Annotated in this window: 17 protein-coding genes; 3 read left to right on the forward strand and 14 right to left on the reverse strand. The window is 41.3% G+C overall.

Annotation, left to right across the window (positions count from 1 at the left end):
• Nucleotides 1-621: 621 nt before the first annotated feature.
• Entirely contained in the window at nt 622-909 is a 288-nt protein-coding gene (locus FLK61_RS17575) for a hypothetical protein (protein ID WP_176010650.1), read from the reverse strand.
• Nucleotides 910-1,204: 295 nt separating this feature from the next.
• Between FLK61_RS17575 and FLK61_RS17580 the strand changes: the two genes are divergently transcribed.
• Nucleotides 1,205-1,939, forward strand: a complete 735-nt coding sequence (locus FLK61_RS17580) for a Crp/Fnr family transcriptional regulator (RefSeq protein ID WP_176010651.1) — start codon at nt 1,205-1,207, stop codon at nt 1,937-1,939.
• 422 nt (nt 1,940-2,361) lie between these two features.
• On the opposite strand, the gene FLK61_RS17585 is transcribed toward FLK61_RS17580, so the two are convergent.
• From FLK61_RS17585 to FLK61_RS17645, 13 genes are all read right to left on the reverse strand, one after another.
• Nucleotides 2,362-3,558 (reverse strand): S-layer homology domain-containing protein, encoded by a 1,197-nt coding sequence (locus FLK61_RS17585; RefSeq protein WP_176010652.1) that lies wholly within the window; start codon nt 3,556-3,558, stop codon nt 2,362-2,364.
• Nucleotides 3,559-3,835: 277 nt separating this feature from the next.
• Nucleotides 3,836-4,660 carry a copper amine oxidase N-terminal domain-containing protein gene (locus tag FLK61_RS17590; RefSeq protein WP_176010653.1) on the reverse strand — a complete coding sequence of 275 codons (825 nt, stop codon included), beginning with the start codon at nt 4,658-4,660 and terminating at the stop codon, nt 3,836-3,838.
• Nucleotides 4,661-4,786: 126 nt separating this feature from the next.
• Nucleotides 4,787-5,107: a YxeA family protein gene (locus FLK61_RS17595; protein WP_176010654.1), complete on the reverse strand. Its 321-nt coding sequence runs from the start codon at nt 5,105-5,107 to the stop codon at nt 4,787-4,789.
• Nucleotides 5,108-5,122: 15 nt separating this feature from the next.
• A complete protein-coding gene (locus FLK61_RS17600) occupies nt 5,123-7,030 on the reverse strand; it encodes an FtsX-like permease family protein (protein WP_176010655.1) in 1,908 nt (635 codons plus the stop codon).
• 5 nt (nt 7,031-7,035) lie between these two features.
• Nucleotides 7,036-7,803: an ABC transporter ATP-binding protein gene (locus FLK61_RS17605; protein WP_176010656.1), complete on the reverse strand. Its 768-nt coding sequence runs from the start codon at nt 7,801-7,803 to the stop codon at nt 7,036-7,038.
• Nucleotides 7,804-7,925: 122 nt separating this feature from the next.
• Complete coding sequence (locus FLK61_RS17610) at nt 7,926-8,993, reverse strand: sensor histidine kinase (RefSeq protein ID WP_176010657.1); 1,068 nt, start codon at nt 8,991-8,993, stop codon at nt 7,926-7,928.
• A gap of 11 nt (nt 8,994-9,004) precedes the next feature.
• Entirely contained in the window at nt 9,005-9,688 is a 684-nt protein-coding gene (locus FLK61_RS17615; RefSeq protein WP_176010658.1) for a response regulator transcription factor, read from the reverse strand.
• Nucleotides 9,689-10,178: 490 nt separating this feature from the next.
• The gene (locus FLK61_RS17620; protein WP_176010659.1) at nt 10,179-10,853 is read right to left on the reverse strand and encodes an NAD(P)H-dependent oxidoreductase; all 675 of its coding nucleotides are present in this window, start codon (nt 10,851-10,853) and stop codon (nt 10,179-10,181) included.
• Nucleotides 10,854-10,999: 146 nt separating this feature from the next.
• Nucleotides 11,000-11,497: a hypothetical protein gene (locus FLK61_RS17625; protein ID WP_176010660.1), complete on the reverse strand. Its 498-nt coding sequence runs from the start codon at nt 11,495-11,497 to the stop codon at nt 11,000-11,002.
• Between the two features lie 385 nt (nt 11,498-11,882).
• Nucleotides 11,883-12,467, reverse strand: coding sequence for a hypothetical protein (locus FLK61_RS17630; protein ID WP_176010661.1), 585 nt, complete (start codon nt 12,465-12,467; stop codon nt 11,883-11,885).
• A gap of 64 nt (nt 12,468-12,531) precedes the next feature.
• Nucleotides 12,532-15,630: a DEAD/DEAH box helicase gene (locus FLK61_RS17635; RefSeq protein WP_176010662.1), complete on the reverse strand. Its 3,099-nt coding sequence runs from the start codon at nt 15,628-15,630 to the stop codon at nt 12,532-12,534.
• A gap of 461 nt (nt 15,631-16,091) precedes the next feature.
• Nucleotides 16,092-16,295 carry a hypothetical protein gene (locus tag FLK61_RS17640; RefSeq protein WP_176010663.1) on the reverse strand — a complete coding sequence of 68 codons (204 nt, stop codon included), beginning with the start codon at nt 16,293-16,295 and terminating at the stop codon, nt 16,092-16,094.
• Between the two features lie 417 nt (nt 16,296-16,712).
• Nucleotides 16,713-19,565: an S-layer homology domain-containing protein gene (locus FLK61_RS17645; RefSeq protein WP_176010664.1), complete on the reverse strand. Its 2,853-nt coding sequence runs from the start codon at nt 19,563-19,565 to the stop codon at nt 16,713-16,715.
• Nucleotides 19,566-20,089: 524 nt separating this feature from the next.
• Here FLK61_RS17645 and FLK61_RS17650 point away from each other — a divergent pair.
• Together FLK61_RS17650 and FLK61_RS17655 are read left to right on the forward strand one after the other, a co-directional pair.
• Complete coding sequence (locus FLK61_RS17650; protein ID WP_176010665.1) at nt 20,090-21,112, forward strand: C40 family peptidase; 1,023 nt, start codon at nt 20,090-20,092, stop codon at nt 21,110-21,112.
• 180 nt (nt 21,113-21,292) lie between these two features.
• Nucleotides 21,293-21,778, forward strand: coding sequence for a hypothetical protein (locus FLK61_RS17655; RefSeq protein ID WP_176010666.1), 486 nt, complete (start codon nt 21,293-21,295; stop codon nt 21,776-21,778).
• Nucleotides 21,779-21,781 lie beyond the last annotated feature (3 nt).

Here is a 21,781-nt window from a genome sequence, read left to right on the forward strand (position 1 = left end):
ACTATCTCCTTCAATATTTAGTTTTTACAGACATATATTAGCACCTTATGCACACCTTGCATATACACTTTTAGACATTTTTACACATCGGGACAGAAAATAAGGCTAGCGCCTTAAAAAAAATTTTTTGCGACTATCTATAATAGAATCATTGGATACTTGACGGTTTAATAAAAACACGAATGAACGCCTTCATGACGGTGTTTACGAGGGTTTTGAGAGGCTGGCATCTTGGCAACTTAGTTTGTGCACGTCTAGTAAGTGTGTTCAACTTCTTGTCCCTTTTGGCAACATGCGTTCAGGTTTTCTTGCATAATCGCAACATGTGTTTACGTTCTTCCAACATGCGTTCAACTTCTCTCAAAGATCCTCCGATTGCCCAACTGCCAGCCAATATAGCCCCTATGTAAAGCTGACCTTCGGCTCGTAGAGCATGTCGCTTCTCTGTGGTATCTCCAGATTGCGTGTCACTTCTCAAGAATTGCATGTCACTTCTGCCATTATCCAGCGGATTGCACGTCACTTCACCCGAATTGCATGTCACTTCCTCTAATCCTAGCACTCCCACCCGATTTTCTGTGCATAGCAAAAAGCAGCCGCTTGATGAAAGACGGCTGCTCGCTATTGGTTGGAGTCTCGCAATTTTTGATTGTTGACGACCATGAGAATTCCTAGTAGCACGAGGACCGGTAGGATAAATAGGATCGACCAGGCGCCGATTGTCGGAACGAGAAAGACGAGGCCAATGGTGATTCCCGTGATCATGACGAGGAATACGTTCGGTTGGATGAGTGCTTTGACTGACATTGTATCGAAGTCGCTTGCTCGGAGGATCGGCTGATTAACGCTTGTGTTGAGCCATCCTGCAAAACGAACTTCTCCACCTCCTACAGCGAACCTACCATTCATTAGGTTACAGTGTCAAACAATGGGATTTAAGAGCTCGTCTACTTGGCAATTAGTTATTTTATTCCACATCCTTTCCTCAATATCCAGATAAACTCATTTAATAACTACATACAACGACAATTTACCTAGTCTATCCCTATTCGAATTGTGTCTAAATGGAAAAAGACGATAAAAATCCAACATTAGGAATCTATTTAGTACTACAATCAAGACAATAACACTTTTTGCATCCATAACCGCCATAGATTGGTAGTTTTGCATAACGAGTATGTGTGCCATTATTGAGAGGAGGACAATGATGTATCAATCCGTTATAGATACGACGTTTTTTCATTCTATTATACATAGGAACGACCGAGAGCTCGTCGAGCAAGCCTTTATAGAGCGCTGTTATGAGCGCGAGCATACGATTTATCATGAAGGAGACGATGGTGAATCTATGTTTATCGTGAAGTCGGGATCCGTCAAGATCCTGCGAGAGTCAGACAGCCAAGAGATTATCCTAGGGCATCAGTTACCGGGGGAAACGTTTGGGGAGCTAGAGATCTTCCATTATGACAAAAAACGAACCGCATCCGTTCGCACCTTAGAGGACACGGTTGTTTGGTCCACAACACGGGAGCGACTTCAGCCGATTTTAGAGAAGTATCCCAAGCTATATAATCGCATCATTTATGTATTGAGCGAGCGTCTTGTGCAAGCGAATCGTAAAATTGATTATCTGGCTTTTCTTAACGCACGCGTGCGAGTTGCGAACCTGCTTATGGACATGTATTACAACTTTAAAGGCACGAAGAAGGGCATACCGTTTATCAATCGAAAAATAACACACCAATACGTAGCCGATATGATTGGGATATCGCGCGAATCAGCATCTCGAGTATTAACCGAGCTCCAGCAAAAGAAGATTATCGACGTTCGCCAAAAGCTCATTTATATCGATAATTATGCCCAACTTAAACAGATGGCGCGGTCGTCCAAACACGAAGAGGACGAGGCCCGCATCTGGCATCGTTCGTACACGGTGTGAGAATAGCAGCGGAGTCTTAACGGGATTCCGCTTTTTTTGTGAGGAAAATAGAATTGGTATGTAACGTGAAGGGGGATAGTTGAGGGATTCGCAAGAGGGGGCTCGGTTTCCCTCTTGCGGTTTTCCCTTAAGCCAACGGCTAGTTGCGCTCCGTTATTGATAGTTTAAAAGGTTTTGTTCAATTATGCTGTGATGCATGTCACAAAATACAATTTTTAGTCAGAGATTTTTACTCCTCTTCATTTCTTCATTTTAATAAGCTATACTTCCTAACTACACATACACTTATTTAAACCTGAACAATTATCACGAAGACAATATGAATCAATATTTAAATTAAGTCTATATAACTTCTTATCTTTCTTATCAAAATTAAAAAACAGAACTCCTCCTAACGAGTGAGTTCTGCCCGCAAAACAATTTTAATAACCTAACATACCTAACTCGGCATGAACATACTGAATAGATCCGTCTGACAAGCGGTACTTATACCACGGACCTGCCATACCTTGATAAGCTGATGCTCCTCCCTCATATCGCACAACACGTAAATTTACATTGTCCTCTAAATGGGTTTGTAACTGCGACACGCTAAATCTGTAGTCTTGAGGGAAGCCCTTCGCAAACGTATCATCAATGAGCCAACGACCATTACGTTTTAAAAGTGTATAATCTTGCAAGTAGCTATCATACATCTCTCCATCCAAATAAGCTACTTCCACCTCTAACCGATCTGGTGCTTCTAAACGATACATTCCATGTACAGAAAAATGATGGTCAAACGGATAAATAGCCGCGTCACACCCATAGCAATAAGCGCCATCATCAAATAGCTTACGCGCGATATTTTCGATATACCAAGTAGTCGCATAGCCCGTGACATTAGCTTTTACCGAATCAAACGACTGATTATTAAAATAGGCTAAGCCAAATGTTCCATGAAGCTCATCACCAGCTGTTAACACGTCAGATAGTATTACTTCAATATCGTCCGCTGGATCAATATCGCCCGCTCTATATGCGTCATTATACGCAATTACCCGACGAACAATCGCAGCAAATTCTGCTCTAGTCACTGGCTCATTAGGTAAGAATCGCCCGTCTTGATACCCTTGCGACACACCTGCCTCATATAGCTTTCGAACAGCATGGTAGTAATAATCTCCTGGTCTCGTGTCGCGTGGTTGCGTCATCGATACAGGGGTTTCCTGCAAAAATCCTTTGGCAATAATCATTGCCATATCTCCGCGCTTTATGGTCTGATTGGGGCGGAATGTACCATCCGGATAGCCGTTTATAATACCCTGATCCGAAAACGCTCGTATGTAGGGTGCCGCTTGCGAATTGGTTCCAACGTCAGAGAATGAAGTAGAACGAATCGCCGGTGGGGATGAATAAGCATATCTTCCTAAAATAAGTGCAACTTGTTCTCTAGTAACATGAGTCTGAGGCTTAAACGTCCCATCAGGAAATCCTTGAATGTATCCTTGATTCTGTATATAAGTTACATCTTGATAGAACCAGTCACCCACATTGACATCTGACATGGCATAAATAGAAGGCATAATACTAAAAACTAGCGCAAGCGCAATAAATAGTGATAACAATGATTTTTTCATCTTCTCATCTCCTTCAATTAAATTAGTAGTTCTTTTTGTTTGATTCTTTAAGACTAATTATACAGGAAAACCAAAGTAATAAGTAATTATTTAATACATTTATTTGTTTAAGTTCAAAATATTAGATTAAAAATCGGTTGAATTGCTACATTTATGCCTGTTAAACATAAAAAGAACTCCCTATTTTAGAGAGTTCTTTAAAATCACAATCTAAGTAATCTACAAAACATGCCCTTACGAGAAACTACTTAAACAATGATCTGTTAAAAATTCCATATTAATATCCCGGATATATTCGCGCTGATCGATCTTCCGTATACATATAAAGCTCTGACACCACGTCATTAACATAAAAGAAGACGCCGCCTGTGTGTAAATCCCCTTTCACTAGCTGCAATGGACCTTTCAACTTTAAACTCTCTAAGTATCCTAGATAAGTACCTGTAAAATCAAGTTGTCCCTCCATTTGGCGACTCGTTAAACTGTAACCACTAAAATTAATTTGATTCATTTGAAACGAATCCGCTGGGAAAATACCCACAAAAAAGTATTCTACTTCATCAGTTCCTCCAGCGAGCCCACCTTCAGTTACTACAACACGTGTTCCATCATTAAAATTAGTCACGTGATAATATCCGTCATCTACAAATCTATTTAATACTTGAATATTACCACGCCTTGTAATGTATGCAGTCCGATTACTACTTTGCCAATTCACACTCGCGCCTAAGGTCTCACCTATGAATCTCAACGGGACGAGCGTCCGTCCATTACTAGTTACGATAGGAGGTGCTTCAAGTCTAACAGTTCTACCGTTTATAATCGCTTCATTACGTCCTACTTGCAAAACAATCTGATTCGGTCCTTTCCGTCCAACAATAATTCGTGTTCGTGAATCCCACTCCACCGTTGCACCAAGCGACTCGAATATCCCTCGCATAGGCACCATCGTCCTGTTATTCATAATTACCGGTGGTTGATCATAGCGTTGCACTTGATTGTCAATCACGACTGAGGCGGCACTTGCTGATACCGTATTTATTGACCAAAAAGCTACTACAATTAAAACAAAACTTACTACAGCAAATAATCGTTTCCCCACAAAAAGACCTCCCTCATCGTACTTATTTTTATCATTATATCACCTGAGAGAGGAATAAACGTATAAATAATTAGAATATTTTGTTTATTTACTAGTTCATTATAGTCAACCTTTAACCTATCACTCCTAAGGCATCTCCCCCTCCTCAATAAACGTATACTCACTCGCGTGTCGCCCCTTCGCAAGCACACGTACGTATTCACCGGGCTCGAGTTCGATGCTTGTGCTAAATACAACGCGCTTCTCTTCCCCGTCTGCATTCACGCCTTCCACATCATATTTATATCGTCCATCATCATCCCTCGCTTCGTCTTCAGTCTGAATCTGCACATACACAAATTCCTCCGAGATAAATGGATTAAAGCGATCGATTGTCTCGGCGAAAATAACGTACACACTCGCAAACACCATGACCACAACTCCCGCTACAATAATCCACTTTTTCATAGTAACTCCTCCCTCCTAAAGTGCGTCCTGCACGATTTTTTTATAGTACTGAATTGTAATCATCATAAAGATCAAGTAGATCAAGATGTAGACAGCCATGCTGATTAAAATAGGCGTAAGCATGCTTGCGGCCATCAGAACGGAGCCGACTTTAAGCGCGAACGCTGCGTGCAGAATTCCGATTCCAAGCGGTAGTAAAAACACGACGTATTGCTTCCTTCTGATGCCCTTCATCATGTCACTGACCTGGAATCCGAGCTGACGCATCGTGACATAATACGATCTCTCCTGCTCCGCTTCCGTCATTTGCTTAAAGTACAAAATGCTCCCCGTCGATAAAATAAAGACAAAGCCTAAAATACCGGCGATAAAGATAAGCAGTCCAAACGTTTGGCGCGCGCTCTCGTAATCAGAGTAAAAGTCCGTTAAAAACGCATCGTCCTCTACGTTGGATAAAAAGATGGCAGACGCCACATCTGATCGCTCCTCGTCCGTGACCTGAAACGTATCGTACACAAGCTCCTCTGACTCGACCGCAGCCTCCTCCTGCAAGCTTCCTCTCACTTGCTCAAACGTCTCCTCATTCACCACCATCTGATTCCCATAAAAGCGATAGTTCATCGCATTCTCAAGTTTAAAGTCCGTTACCGTAAAGGCCTCCGCACCTCCGTCACCAACCTGCACGCCAATAGGCAGACTTACGTCCGTTTGCTCAATAACAGCGCGAGAGTTAAAGTAAATCGCTTCTCCTTCATTCGGAATGGCGACGTTTAATCCGGCTTCTACCACCTGCTCCGCTGGAAGCAGTAAAAACACGGTGCTCGCACCTTCTTCCCATGCCCCGAGGAACCTTACTGCCTCTATCTGACCAGACTCAAAACCGATCTGTACATCGTTCAATTGCTCTGCTATCGTTGCCGCTTCCTCCCCCATATTTTCGACCGCAAAGTCATAGGGCATGGCGATCCTCGTGTCCTCCTCGGTGTTGTAATAGAGCGAGAAGGAGAGTGAGATCATCGTGATCGTCATCGCCGACAGGACCGTGATAAGCGTGAGCGAATTGGCGTTGCCCTTCATCCGATGCATGAGTGGCGCGACCGAGAGGCTGTTGTAGAGTCCAAGATCTCCATTCTTTTTTTGACGAAACATCGATAACAGCCATCCGATGGATGTACGAAAAACGAGATACGTCCCACCTATCGTGCTAGCAATAACAGCAAGCATAAATAAAAGCAAGTCATCCGCATTTTCGACCATGAAGGTAGAAAGAAAGTAGCCAAGCACAATCAAGGCTAGCCCGGTTGCACCAAGTAGTGCTGATACAATCGTTGGACGTTTGACGATGGCATCCCCATGCTGATTCGCCTTGAAGAGCTGTAAAAGCGTGCTACGATAGACAGTCCACGTAATTTGTACGACGGTCACAGCGAGCAGACACGTAAACACCGCGAGACTTTGCACGAGTGCTTGGACAGAAAAGGTGAGTCCAAACGTCACCTCAAGACCAATCATCGTAACAAACAGAACAAGGAAGAGCCGCGATAAGAGTGCACCAACTAGAAGCCCTACGAGCAGCGCGCCGATCCCTAACAGAGTGTGCTCAAGAATGAGGACGCGCGCGACCCAGCCCTTCGACAAGCCTATTAGCTGATAAAGACCAATCTCTTGGCTACGCCGTCTAATAAAGATATTTGTCGCGTAGATCGTAAACACGATTGTAATACTAATAAGAAGAAATCCGGCTACTTGGAAGCTTGTCGCAAAGTTCGTGCTCGCCTGCACCATGTTCATGACCGTGCGATCGTTTTGTAGCGTGGCAAAAATAAAGTAGAGGCTGATGCTAAAGATCATCGCAAAAAAGTAGAGGTAGTACATGCTGATATTCTTTTTCATGCTACGCAACACTAAGGTAGATGTTTTCATGTGGCTCACCCTCCCCCTAAAACGGCTTGCATATCAAGGAGGTCCTTAAAAAAGGCTTCTCTCGTTTTATCTCCCTTGTATAATTCCGAGAACACCTTTCCGTCCTTTAAAAACACGACGCGATTACAGTAGCTTGATGCAAGTGGATCGTGCGTCACCATGACGATCGTGACGTCCCTTACTTGATTGATCGTGTGGAGGTTCTCTAATAAATTTGATGCGGCCTTTGAATCAAGTGCGCCTGTAGGCTCATCCGCAAATACGATAGATGGGGAATGGATAAGCGCTCTTGCTGCGGAGGTGCGTTGCTTTTGTCCTCCCGATATCTCCGTCGGATACTTATCTTGTAGCTCGTTGATCTGAAGCATTTCTGCCAGAGTATGAAACTCTGTCTGCGCCTGCCTTTTACTCATGCTAGTCAAGGATAGTGGAAGCATTATATTCTCTTTCACCGTTAACGAATCGAGCAAATTGTAGTCCTGAAAGATAAAGCCTAAGTGCTTCCGACGCACGTCTGCGAGCTCCTTCGCTTTTAATGTCGCTAAGTCATGCTCATTAATTTGGATCTTCCCTTTCGAAAAACGGTCAATCGTTGCTAACAGATTCAATAACGTCGTTTTACCAGAGCCTGAAGGTCCCATAATGCCAACGAATTCTCCCTCACTAACGCGTAAATGAATCCCTTTTAGAACGTGCTGGACGTTCACCCTTGATCCATAGTATTTATGAACGTCTTCTGCCACTAGGACAGATGCCTTTGCTTCGTTTACCATGCGTATCACTCCATTACTGTTGATCTACATTAAGTGTAGCTGACCGACTCGTTCCAGTCGCATGCTTCAGGTGATAAATCACGCGCCAATGTGATGATTTTGTCACCTTGCAAAAAAAGCAATCAGGCATGCTCGCCTAACTGCTTCGTAGATCCCGTTGAACGTCTAAGTAGTTCATGTTGATTATCCGGTGGAAAGCGAATCGACATCGAGGTCCCCTCTCCAACCGCCGAGTCAGCCTGTAGCTTCACATGAAGCTTGTCACTGATTTCCTTTGCAAGATAAAGCCCCATCCCCGTTGCGGCATGTTGGACTCGCCCATTTTCTCCAGTAAAGCCTTTATCATATATACGAGGAAGATCATGCGCAGCAATGCCAGGTCCTTGATCGCTTATCGTCACTCGCGTACTCTTTCGTTCCGGGTCATATTCGCTTGTAATAGTTATCTCGCCACCAGTTGGACTATATTTAATCGCATTCGTTAACAGCTGTCTGATGACAAATCCACACCACTTTTTATCCGTATAGGCCGTTGCTTCGTCCTGTTCTTCTATATGAATCGCTACATCCTTCTCAAAGCACCACGTCGCAAGCTCCCGAATCTCCTCTTTGACGATGTCGATGACGTGATGTTTGGCTGGTAGCAAATCCTTCTCCAAATCAACTAACCGTGACAGGTACAGCTGTTGATCAATAAGCAGGTGTATCCGCAGCCATGACGGCTGTAGCTTTTGCGCCAACTCATGTGACTGATTCGCATCAAGCGTAATTTTCATCGCCGTCAGAGGCGCCTTTACTTCATGCACCCAGGACGCGACATCCTGCGTCTGCATCCTATGTGCAGATTGATGACGTTCAAGCTTCTCGTTATGATGCTCTGCCACTCGTAGCAAACTAGCATGCAGGTACTTGTCAGGAAATGCGCTCCGTGGCTCCGGAAGTGCCTCCGCCCAGTCATCCTCCACCTCCTGCGTACTCAGAGCGAGCGACCGTATGTAGCGCACCTCTCGAGTATATCGCCAGAAGAAAAACACGGTGCAAGTCATAATAAATAAGCCATTTAAGTAGATAAGCGACTGATCATCCACGCGAATCCCCGCATCGAAGTATAGTAACCCGTTCGTAAGGAGGAGCAGGAATCCAATCATCGCTATCCAGCTTTTTTTATAAAGTAGGTACGCAAAAAACATGCTTTGTCCTCCTAAAGAGTCGTCGCCATATATCCAAGACTTTTCTTCGTCACAATCGCATCCGCAAGGCCAAGCGTAGATAGCTTTTGCCGTAGCCTCGTCATGTTGGCCGTCAGCGTATTATCATTAATAAATTGATCATCATCCCAAAGCATTCTCATGAGCTCGTGGCGAGAAACAATCGTATTCGTCGCCTTCACTAAAACGGATAGAATAAAAAATTCATTTTTTGTTAAATCAATCGTCTGTCCACCCTTCTTGACCCCACCAGTCTTCAGGTCAAGAATCGCCTGATTCCATTCGATGAAATCGGCGGACGCTTCTTCATATGTATACGTTCGGCGCAAGGTTGCCTGTATTTTAGCAAGGAGAACATCCTTATTAAACGGCTTTTGAATATAATCATCCGCCCCTAAATTCATCGCCATCACCATATCCATCGGATGATCACGTGAGGATAAGAAAATAATCGGCACCTTCGATACCGCACGTATCTCCCTACACCAGTGAAAGCCGTCGTACTTCGGAAGCTGGATATCGATGATGACTAAATGTGGGCGCTCTTCTGTAAAGGATTTCATCACTTCTCCAAAGTCGGTAGGACTAGTCACCTCATACGACCATTGCGTCAACGTTTCCTTCAAGGCTTGTAATAGAAGCATATCGTCTTCGATAATAAAAATGCTCTTGTCCATACGTGCCTCCCCTTTTTACCTTCTTGGTTTAATTCTATAGTTATTCCAGTGAATTAACAACAGAGGGTGTAACTGTGTAAGTCGGATAGGCTGATGCGTGTAGGTTTACTCATATGTTGATAGGTTATATAACTAGTAACGGAGAACATCAAACTAGCGTATTAGAAGGGAATGAGAAGATGAACGTTTCTTTACTGTTATCAATCGTCATGCTGGTAGTCGGAGTCGTTTTCCTTGTGCTATCTTTTCTTAACCCGAATGAAATTCAGATAGGTGCCTTTGTTGCTTCCTTGTTAATTAGCCTCTTTTTTTATCTGCAATATAGAAGGAGGTCATGAATGGAGCGCGATGTCGGTAGAGGCTTGCATACGCTCATGCAGATAGAAGCATTAACCACTAAGATGAATAGCTTCCTGAGCACATACTCGCACGCACAAAAAGCCCTACGCTCTCTAATTAAGAGCATAGGGCTTTTTCAAATCTCTTTTACTTATTCCACTACCTGCACGATCTCCTTCATATCCAACCGTTCCTTCGCACGCTCCGGATTCTTCTCTCGGTAGCCAAACGCGGCCATAACAGAGACACCAAACTCCTCTGTATCGAGCAGTCCTTCCTCCGATAAGATCTCGGTTACCTTCTCTAAGTTAAACCCTTCTATTGGACACGAATCGATGCCTATCATCGCAGCGGAAGTCATCATGTTCGCTAGAGCGATATACGTTTGTTTGCTCGCCCAGTCAAAGAGCGCACGATCGCTTTCATACAGGTTCAGATCGACCTTCTGGAAGTTCTCATAGGCTCTCGTGATGTCATCCACCATGGACTCGGGCACGCTCTTCTTATTCTTAAGCAAGTCTTGTACATAATCAGAGGTAGCCGTTAATCCTTTGCGAGCAAGGATGATCACGACATGACTAGCCGTCGGAAACTGTCCCTGCGCACCAAAGCTTACCTCCCGGATCTTCTCGCGTAGCTCCATATTTTGCACGACTAAAAATTTCCACGGCTCGTATCCCACAGAGCTTGGCGATAGTCTAGCAGTCTCTAAGATCATATTAAAGTCGTCTTCAGAGATTTTCTTGCTTGCATCAAAGCTCTTAGTCGCGTGACGAAAATGAAATGCATCTAGGATTTGTTGTTTGGTTGTTTCTACGTTGCTCATTTATGAAAACCTCACTTTTTATATTAATAGATTGGTTTGCTATGTGTCATTTTATCATTCGACTAATACGCCGAGTCAACTAATTAGGTGCCACCACCTACGCGACGACAAAACAAAAAGCCCCCTCACCAACAGGTCAGAGAGCTCTACTCATTACTTACCTCAATATTTAACTTACGCCTTCTTGTCACATAAAACGCATACAACTCACACAGTTGCTTTAGCTCGTCGCTTTCTAAAGCCTCCAAATGACCGATCTCTCTTTGCTTTATCTTCCCGTTCCCCACCTCCACGATATCGACGATCTCCGCCATCACCATAGAAAATAGCCCTTCATAAACTGCTGATTCAGATGTAAGTACTCTCATCCTAGAATGTGCGATTCGTCTAATATCTTGATAAAAAGCTCCTTCCCGAGCTTCATCATAACGATAAATTTCATGGTCTATATCAGCCTGAGGAGTATGAATGTCAAACTCTAGTCGAAAGCAGCGCTTAAGCTTGTTTTCTAGCTTTATAGACTGCTCTAACGATTTGAAGTCTATGTCGATCTCCTCATTCTCACGCTCAAAGATCTCATACTCCTCTAGCTCAAACACTCCAACAGTATCGATCCGACGCAGGTCGTGCATACTCGATTGCACCGACTAGCTGACACTTTAAAGTGAGAGTGAACGTTACGCGGACGAACATGTTCTTTACTAGTCGTGTACCAACCCGTCTCCTCGCCAATCGCATACGCAATCGCCGCCGCCCACAACTTTTTACTCCCACACTGCTCATCATCCATCTGATCAATCAGCAGATGCATCGCATCCCGATAACGTTCAAGCCCATGCTTCGTCACAAATTTATTAATCTACCTTCTCACTCTCTTATGCAATTCCTCTGTTCAAAAACCACAGCAATAACTCCTTTCACGAGATAAGAATAGTATACTCCCGTGAAAGGAGTCATTGGTCTTATAATAAGACAGCAAGATTACCCCATGTACATTTACATAATTAGAAAATAGATAGGCACTCGAAACTACTGTTTAATGCTTTTAATTTTTTTCTCGATTAGAGAATTGAGTGTCTTTACTTTCGCCCTTGTATTAATGTGAAACTGCATTAAAATAGAACTAGTTATAAAAATGATGCTCCATATTATCAAAACTCTGCTTCCAAAGTCATTTACCAGCTCATTTACCAACGCTACTGATTGATCTAAATTCTTTGTGACTTCAATGTCTATATTTACATGCCCAGAAATTAAAGGTGTGAAGACAGCTAATGTTAACGACACTATCGATGTTAATAAAACCATCATATATGATGAAACCAGTTTACCACTAATTTTATAAATCTTTGAAAAAGAATCATAGTAATCTCTTATTTCTTCCATTTCATATAAATTTAAATTAGTTTGTAAAAATTCTTTGAAAAATATATCTTTATTTATATCAGTTTTAAAAAGGGCTTTACGTTCACCTTTTAATCGATAGTTAATTAATTTATATCTCTCATTAGCTATCTTTCGCAATTTTCTGTATATCTTAGCTCGACTGTATGATCCTTGAATAACCTTGTGCTTATACGATGGACTCAATTTTAAACTATCAGTTTCACTCATTATAATGCAATCTCAATCCTTTCTTATAATTATGTTGTCGTGTTAGGTTACTTCGGGAAGGATTTTAAACCTTTAACAAATTGTCTTCACTAGTTAGAGACTCTCTTTTACTCTCCACTACCTCCGCATGCTCAGCAATCACTCGATAAAATTCTTTATTCTCAAACCTCTCATAATCCCCGACTAAATGAAATTCTTTTTTAGCTCTCGTTACCGCCACATTCAGAATATTTACTGAAGAACAAGACCAGTTTGCTGCTCCGTCCGTATTCTCATCTGTGCCAGTTATGAAGTAAACGATATCTGCTTCTTTACCTTGGAATGTGTGAACGGTTCCGACTGACTTAGCGATCCAGAATTCTATGCTTTTTTTCATGTTTTCTTCGGAGTCCTTAAATAACTCCTTCAGTCTTGCTTTCACTATCTTAATCGTTTCAAATTTTACAGCTGTAAATGGAGAAATAACATAAATGTTTGGAAATTTATCTTCCTTGCAGACTGGCGCACCAGCTTCAGTAAATGCTTCTACTATTTTTTGCGCGACGTAATTTGCTTGTTCTTCTACAAACTGAGCATTTTTAGCTTTTCCAACACAATTTATCCAGCTTGTCACTCCAGCTTCGCTATTTGTTAGCACCATTTTATTCTCATATGCCATCTTATTTGCAATAGAGAACATTGGATCTAAACAACGTCGATGCACCCATAGCGGCATACCAATCCATAGATCTGCTGCCTTTTTATACATGCCATAAGGGTTTGCTTCGTCGGCTAATGTTTGCACAGATGCCTTTGATCCAACATACCTTTCATCTATTTCAAAATGCGCTCGAATATCCTCAATCTGTACCTCGTCCATCGTGACAACCGGTTCAATTTGAACGGGATCTCCGACAGCGATGACGCGTCCCGCTCGCATGACTGCACCCACTGCTTGTTGAGGGCTAGCTTGTCCAGCTTCATCTATGAATAAGTAGTCAATTGGCTTCCCTTCAATTCCCTTATACATTCTTTGTATACTTGCAAACGTTGAGCTTATAACAGGAGTTACGAGGTGTAAGATATCCCACATATTAGCTAAAAAAGCTCTGTTTTCAGGAATATTAACATTCAAGTTTTTACGATTCCTAATCGTGTCAATGGCACTAAAAATGGGTCCTTTTGATAAAAGAATAGCTATCTTGTGAACTTTTACAGCTTTAATGAAAAGTAATCCTCTTAAATAATTCAATTCATCGCTAATCCACGGCGACTCCTTTTGTCTTGTATCATATGCACTTGGAGTTTCTTCCCAAAATGCATCGTTGGGAAAGGCAACCTTTTCCCTACTTAGCTTGGCTAGTTCACTCTCATAACTTTTAAATTTTTGTCTTTGCACATTTAATAAGATCTGTAGATGAGCTTCTTTGCCTTCTAGAGAATGCAATTCTTTGCCTGAGTCTGTCACTTGCTGAACAAAAATTTGTTTTTTGATAAGAAGATCATCGAGTGCTTTATTCTTTAACTTCAACGCCCTCTTCCACCAGGTTTGAGCGGGAGCTTGTTTGATTTGTTCATTTAATTCTAAGAGCTTTCTTTCAAAAGTTCTCAACTCTTCTACAACTGTCTTCTTTTCTTCAACAAGTCCTTGCTGGTCCTTCTCTAGCTGTTCAATAGACATAGATAAGTCAGCGTTATTATGGTGCGTTTCATTAAACTGCTCTAACTTTGTTTTATGAACGTGAATCTGATTACGTACTACATTAAACTCCTTAACTGCATCATTCCAATCCTCAACTGAAGCATTCTCACTATCTAATAATGCCTTAAGTGAAGATGGGTTTTGTTTATCTCCTATAGCATTAGCAAAGTCGTCTATATTTTTAGATCTACCTAGCTTCGCTGCAAATACTCCCCACGCCTTCTTACTATCTAATAATGATTCCGCTGTAGCTGTAAACATATTAATCTGTTTCACTTCTTCTATGTATCGTTTCTCAAACTCATGAAGTTTATCTTCGTCTTTCTTCCACCCGCCTATTTGAGTAAGCATGGGTAGCTCTAATGAAATATTCTCAACCGCCCCATTATTACTAGATGCAACTACCATATTGAATGCTGCAACATTTTGATGAAGTGAATACATGGATCGTTTGTTAGGTCCTAACCCCCTTGTTTCTCCCACTTTTGTAAACATATTAAGGGGATGAGAAAAGGAAATCATCGCCTCGGCACGCTGTACATAAAGATCTGCAAAAATATCTTTTAGCAAAGTAGTTTTTCCTGTTCCTGGAGGGCCGTTAACGGAACTAATAGGTAGTTTTTTATCTAATACTGTGTTTACAGCAACCTGTTGCATAAGAGAGAGTTTATGGGCAACAGGTGAAGGCCAACGCCCATTGGGAATTAACGCTGGTCGAGTGATTTCTTCGATAAATGATCTATTTTCATCGATATCAATGCGATTATTTGAGCTATTGCCTGTTAAATAGGATTGGAGTGGCTCTTGATTGACCTTGGTCATTGCCTGTTCAAGATCATCTAAATAAAAGCTATTAAAATAATCAATTGGTTGTTGCTGATTTTTTCTTATAATAACGTATTCCAAGTAGTTACATTTCTCCAGTTGGGGCATGACAAAGAAATACCTTGCAAAAAGTACATCAATTTTATTCATCGTTTCATTGGTAACACCATCTAATAATAGCTCCTTCAATCCTTCTTCAAAGTTATTGAGGGCTTCTTTAAACTCATTTGCTAAAGAGTCATAAACTACATCTGCTTGATTGATTTTGGTGATGAAAAATAGGGAGAATGGGACAAAGAGTGAATCGGCTATGTACTGACCTTTTTGATCCACGGAAAACGTTAAACTAAAAAGCTCTTCGATACCTCTGTTAATAAGCTTTTCTTCATCACCAAGCTTCGTCTTTATTAACTCAATCAAACGGAATTCTTTAAAAATGTGTCTATAATAGCGATAAGAGATTTCTTTTTTTGATTCATGTAACTCCGCAGGTTGCCATGTTTGTTCGTTCTCATATAATCTCCGAAGTTTATTTCTGCTTGTGTTGTCTGTAAAAATCTCTTTAGACCAAGTCCCTTTCTTCTTTGGTACAATTGGCGTGTGTAATGATTCAATGAAATGCCAAGCTTTTAATATATTTACGTTTAATTCAGACATATAACGTCTCCTTTATATCATTAGAATTATTAATTGATTAGTAGTAATAGTTTCGTGTGTATCTATTATTTATTATAGACTAATAGACTTACTAATTGTTAATTTTAATACAATATATAATATTAATGACCTAATCTAGCGTCATAGCTACTAGCCTATTTATCTGTGAAGCCTTCATTCTTGCTCAACTTATAAAAAATCTGCTAAGACTTAAACATTCACGTTTATTAACCCATAATAAAAAGCCTCCTGGCCAATTGGCAAAGAAGACTTCATGCATTATGTGTATCTTTATTTTACTCACGCTTTCTTGTCACATAGAACGTATACAAATCACAGAAATGTTGTATCTCCTCATCATGTAGAGTTTCTAACTGAACGACCTCTCTCTGCTTTAGCTTAACGATTTCTAGCTCAAACACTCCGACTATCGGTACAACTTAGTTCATTCACAAGTGATGTCATACGACTAGATGGTATACGAAGGTGAGAGTAAACATGGCTCGGACGGACTTTTTTACAAGTAGCATACTAGCCGATCTCCCCCTAATTGTATAAACAATCGCCATCGCCCTGAGCTTCTCGTTAATACAGTAATCACCGTCAATCTGATCAATCGACAGACGCATTTCATCCTGATAAACATAAAGCCCAAACCTCGTCATATAAAGATTAACCTGCCTACTCACTCCCTTATGCCAATTCTTCTGCTGAGAAACCAAAATAAAAACTCTTTGCACGAGATATGAATAATACAATCCTAGGAAGGGAGTCATTGATTTTGTAATAAGATAGCAAGATTATCCGACCTTAATTACATAATTCGACAAGTGACTGGCACCGTGAATTTTCTTTATATCTGCACAGTACTTCTCTGAGAAGCGATCAAAATGAAGTGGTCAAAAGCCATCAAAATGATCCGATAGATTTTTTCGATAACATCTGAAAACTTTTTCATCATCCATTCCACTTACCATCTATTTTACTGAAAAGTTATTCAAAGAAATAGAGTTTTATAGTTTTCTAAACAACAAGAAAAGCCACCGCTATGCGGTGGCTAAAGGTTAAAGAGAATTAACGATTTATGGTAGATCTACAGAGACTGTAGTTGTAGCAAATACGCCTCTAGAAGATCCATCGTTGTTAAGACGAGTTAAGCGAAGAACAACAGTTCCTTCTTCACCAGCGTCTGCAACAAGAGCAAAGTTATCTCTATCAGTTGCTTCACCATCTACTGGATCAACTTCGATAAATTCTGCTCCAGAAACGTCAGTAGAAATAGCATCAAATCTACCTACAAGTACTCTTTGAGTATCATCTGCTTCAGAAACTAATTCTACAACTAGACGTCCATCTCCATCAACAGTGTAAGTTGGTTCAGAGTCTCCACGTACTCCAGAGTATGCTACAGAGCCAACGATATCAGCAAATGATAGACCTGTAAGCTCATCTACTAACTCTAAGTTAGAAGCAAACGTAAAGCCAGTGATTGCTGGAGTAGTATTAACTACTGTTACAGCAGTTTGGTAACGAGTAATTGCACCTTCTGTAATTCGGATGTTTGCTGTTCCAGCTTGAGTTCCAGCAGTCACAGTGAATTCTCCGTCTGCATTACCGGCAGATACAGTTGCAGCACTTGTGTTCGAAGAAGAAATAGCGAATTGAGGGTTAGCATCAAAGTCAAATCCACCAATCTTCAATCCAGCAGCGTTGTATTCGTTAAGAACAAGTGTAACAGTTTGATCTTCAGCAAAAGTATTAACATCTAGCTGAAGGTCTTCACTAGAATCATCTAGCTCAATACGGCGAGTTGCAACATCTGTATCTCCATCAACTAAAACATCAAGTGATAGAAGAACTTCTTCATCTAAATCGCCAGCTTCTACTAGTTCTAGAGTTCCAGAACCTTCGTTTGTTGCATCCGCTGCAACATTTACTGTAACAGTACCTTCGTTATTTGTAGTTGCATTAGCAGCAGTCAAAATAACGTCGTCATCAGCGTTTTCTACGTCTGCGAATGACGCTTCAAAACCACTTACTGCATCGCCGAATTGGTCAGTAACTTCGATCATGAAGTTATCAGTTGCGCCAATTACTAGGCCAATGTTTTCTTTTTCAGTTGTAACAGAATCAACCATACGGTCTTCATCTGCAACTGTAAGATTTAGATCATATTCTACATCGTCCATTTCGATAGTAATGGTAACATTACCAGCAGATACAGGAACAATGTTTCCATCTTCGTCAACTAGAGCAACGTTAGGATTAGAAGTTGTAAATTCGAAATCTAATTCGTTTCCAGCAGCTTCAAACTCGCCACCATCTTCAAATTGACCAGCAATGTTTACGATTGAAACATTCTCATCAGATGTAGTCAATGTTCCACTTTGAAGTGTAACACCTGCTCCGAATACTACTTCAGCAGAATCAATTTGAGCTACAGTTGTTTCGAAGTCACGAACTTGTACTGTTTGAACAGCAGAAGTTATTGTTTCATCGTCTTTTGTAGCTGTTACTTGATAATCAAATGAAGTTAGTGTTCCTAAATCATCTGCTAGCTCACCAGTTTCGCTAGTATCGTTTCCACCTTCAAATACATCTTCAGATGCTAGGAATTCTACATCGTAACCAGATGCTTCTAGGTATGCAACAGATAGCATTTCACCATTTGTAGTGAACTCAAGGAATTGCTCTTCAGTGTCGTTGTCGACAACTTCAGTAGTTCCTACTAGTTCTTCTACTTCGATTGCTACTACTTCGAATTCTACATCTTCAGTAACGTCGCCAACAGTAACACGTGCTACGTGCTCACCGATTGGTAGTTCACGGAACATAGCTTCAACCATTCCGTCTTCAACTTCAACGTCAACAGAAGCAGCTGCATCTGCATCAGTATCGCCATTAGCGAAGATTTCGATCATTCCTTCAGTTCCTTCTGCGTTACCACCAGTAACGTCAGCAGATACTGTAGTTACACCATTCATAGTCATTGCAGCTACGTTTACTAATGCAAGAGCTGTGTAATCAAACTCAAGTTCAAAGCCATTAACTACTAAAGTACCAGCAAGTCCGTTTAGATCATCTTCAGCGTGCTCAACAGTGATAACTGTACGATCTTCGCTTAAAGAGATGTCAGTTGCGGTTGGTACTACAACAGTTCCGTCAGCAAGAACTACGCTGATGTCAAGACGTCCAGCTGCTTCTTCTAATGTTACGCCTTCAGCTAAAGCTTCAGCTAAAGTGATGTCAAATTCAGTTGTGCTGTTAGCAGTAACGTTAGCTACTTCTAGAAGCTCAACTTCATCTTCCATGATCTCAGTGTTGTAAATGAATGCAGCACCTTGAGCACGAGTTACATCTTCTTGTGGTCCGAAGTTTCCGTTTGGAAGACCTTGAACGATTCCTAGAGAAGCAAGGATTGCAATATCGTCAGCTGCAAAGTAGTTTGCAGAAACGTCTGGGAATGTCATTCCTTCAGCATCCTCATCCATTTCAAGTCCGTAAGCACGAACCATTAATGCAGCAAATTCACCACGAGTGATGTCTGCATTCGGACGGAAAGTTCCATCTGGATAACCGTTAAAGATTCCAGCTTCTACAGTTGCAGCTACAGCACCTTGGTACCATGCTCCGTCTACTAGGTCTGGGAATCCGTCAGCGTTTCCAGTAGTATCTAAATCTAAAATGTTAGCAAATACTGATGCCGCTTGAGCACGAGTGAAAGAAGCTCCTGGTTGGAAAGTTCCATCTGGGAAACCTTGGAAGTAACCTTGTGATACTACGTAGCTGATTGCATCTTGGTACCATGCACCTTCTACTAGATCACTGAATTGTGATGTGTCTGCACTTGCTGCTGGAGCTACTGCTGTAGCTACTAGCGCTGTAGCAACTGATGTTGCTAAAAACTTACGGTAAGACTTTGGTTGATAAGCCATGTTCGTAATTCCTCCTTTTAGTTATGTACATTTAGATGTACGGGTTTGCTATTTCATGTAAGCTGTACCCCTTTTTAATAGAGATAAAGCCTCATAATCTAGCTTTGCCCAATATTAACCTGCAAGACTAAGTATAATTTCCACAAAAAGTCTTGTCAACCATTGTTATGCGTGAATTGACAACAAGATTGAGAGATTTCCATAGATTGCTGTGAGAGTCATGGGTTTATTAGGCAATTAATGTCTCAATTCTACACTAATTGGCAAAGTATGCATAGAGATTTTACGATTTAATTGTGTAAAAATAGAGTTTTTCCTATAGCTTCTATATAATGCCTCTCGAAATCTTTCTTATTATCTCACTATTCTACACAACTATTCGACAGACTTATTTTCATGGATTCATACTTTGTTACCATACTGTAATAATTTTCGCACAATTTATGTGGTAAGATTCTGTTTATGTTGCAAAAACGACACGGTTTTATCCAATAAACTAGTACATATCGCAGGGGGAATTTAGCTTGAAGAAGTTAGGAACATGGTTTTTAGCGCTCGTTATGATCTTTAGTCTACTTCCAGCAACAGCATCCGCAGGCTCTACAGCAGACGACATTGTCAACAACGCAAAAAAGCACATCGGTGTACCTTACCTATTCGGTGGTACCACTCCAGCAGGCTTCGATTGCTCTGGATATGCACGCTACGTCTTTAATGAATCAGGTATTTCATTGCCACGTACAACTGGTGAGCAATACAGTACTGGTCAACACGTTGCAAAATCAAATTTACAAAAAGGCGACTTAGTTTTTTTCAATACAAGTGGTCGCGGAGTTAGTCACTCAGGTATTTATATGGGTGGGAATCAATTTATTCACGCTTCTTCATCTAGAGGAATTATCATCTCAGACATAAATGATCCTTACTATTGGGGTTCTCGATACATAGGAGCAAGAAGAGTATTTGAAGATAATCTTGTTGAGGTAAAGGCAGAGACAGCGGACGTGCTACCTGTTTTGCCTAAAGGAGAATATCATGATGTGAAGCCTGGTCACTGGGCTCACCAAGCGATTCATACGTTTACAATGAAAGGTATTGTAAAAGGCGACGAACAGTCACGCTTTCTTCCTAGTAAAGGGATGACACGTGGAGAGGTTGCAGAAATGATTGCTGCGGCAAAGGGTTTAAAGACTTCTAATACTAACGCGTTCAAAGATGTTGTAGCTGGTCGTGATAACGTTAGCGCGATTGCTGCAGTAAACGAAGCTGGCATTATGTCAGGTGTAGGTAATGGATTATTCCATCCGAACCGAGTTGTGACTCGTGCAGAACTTGCAGCGACATTATCGAAAGCATTCGGCATTCATGATCGCGCGGCATTTACTGTGACATTTACAGACGTTGATGCGAGCAACTGGGCATACTCCTCTATTCGTGCGATGGCTGGCAATAAATTCATCGGTGGCTATGAGGACAACACGTTCCGTCCAGGTAATGATGTAACAAAAGCAGAAGCAGCGTCTATGCTGTTCCGTGTGATGAACTAACTAAATTCGTATGACAAGGCGGTCACCAATCGGTGGTCGTCTTTTTTATATGTTAAGGTTCTTTACCTTTTGGGAGTCGATGGTAAACGTGCAATTTGGGTAATGAGAATTGAAATGGTAAAATTACGGATATACTCGTTTAGTTGATGAGCAGACTGCTAGCCTGCAAGGAGGGATAGGATGAAGCTAAAAGAAATGCTTGGGAACAAGATAATTGGTATGTACACCAGTTATTTAAATACGTATCGAGAAAAGAGTGGGATTTATCGATTAGGAACGGGAGATATCGAGGTTCATTTGTTAGATACGGATACTCGTGATGAACATTTCGTTTTACTTCAACAAGAGCAGGACTCCAAAGGCGACGATTATTTTCTTGTCTCTTATGCTAGTACTCCTTTCACCTCCAACTTCACGACTAATAAAGATTTAAAGCCCAATGAATTCACTTACCACATTCGAGATGAATGTTTTTCTTTATTTGACGATGTTAAGGAGCTGGCATTATATCGATATGAAACGACTCCTCCTGATAAATGTAACACCATTATTTTGAAAACAAAGCGCCATGCTATGAAGATTACTGCAATGGTCGGTCTTAATTATGTGGAGATCGGTTGGAAGGATCATCTATTGGAGATCAGTGTTGCTCATGAAGAGTGTTGAACA

This window comes from Paenalkalicoccus suaedae, from assembly GCF_006965545.2.
Lineage (GTDB): Bacteria > Bacillota > Bacilli > Bacillales > Salisediminibacteriaceae > Paenalkalicoccus > Paenalkalicoccus suaedae.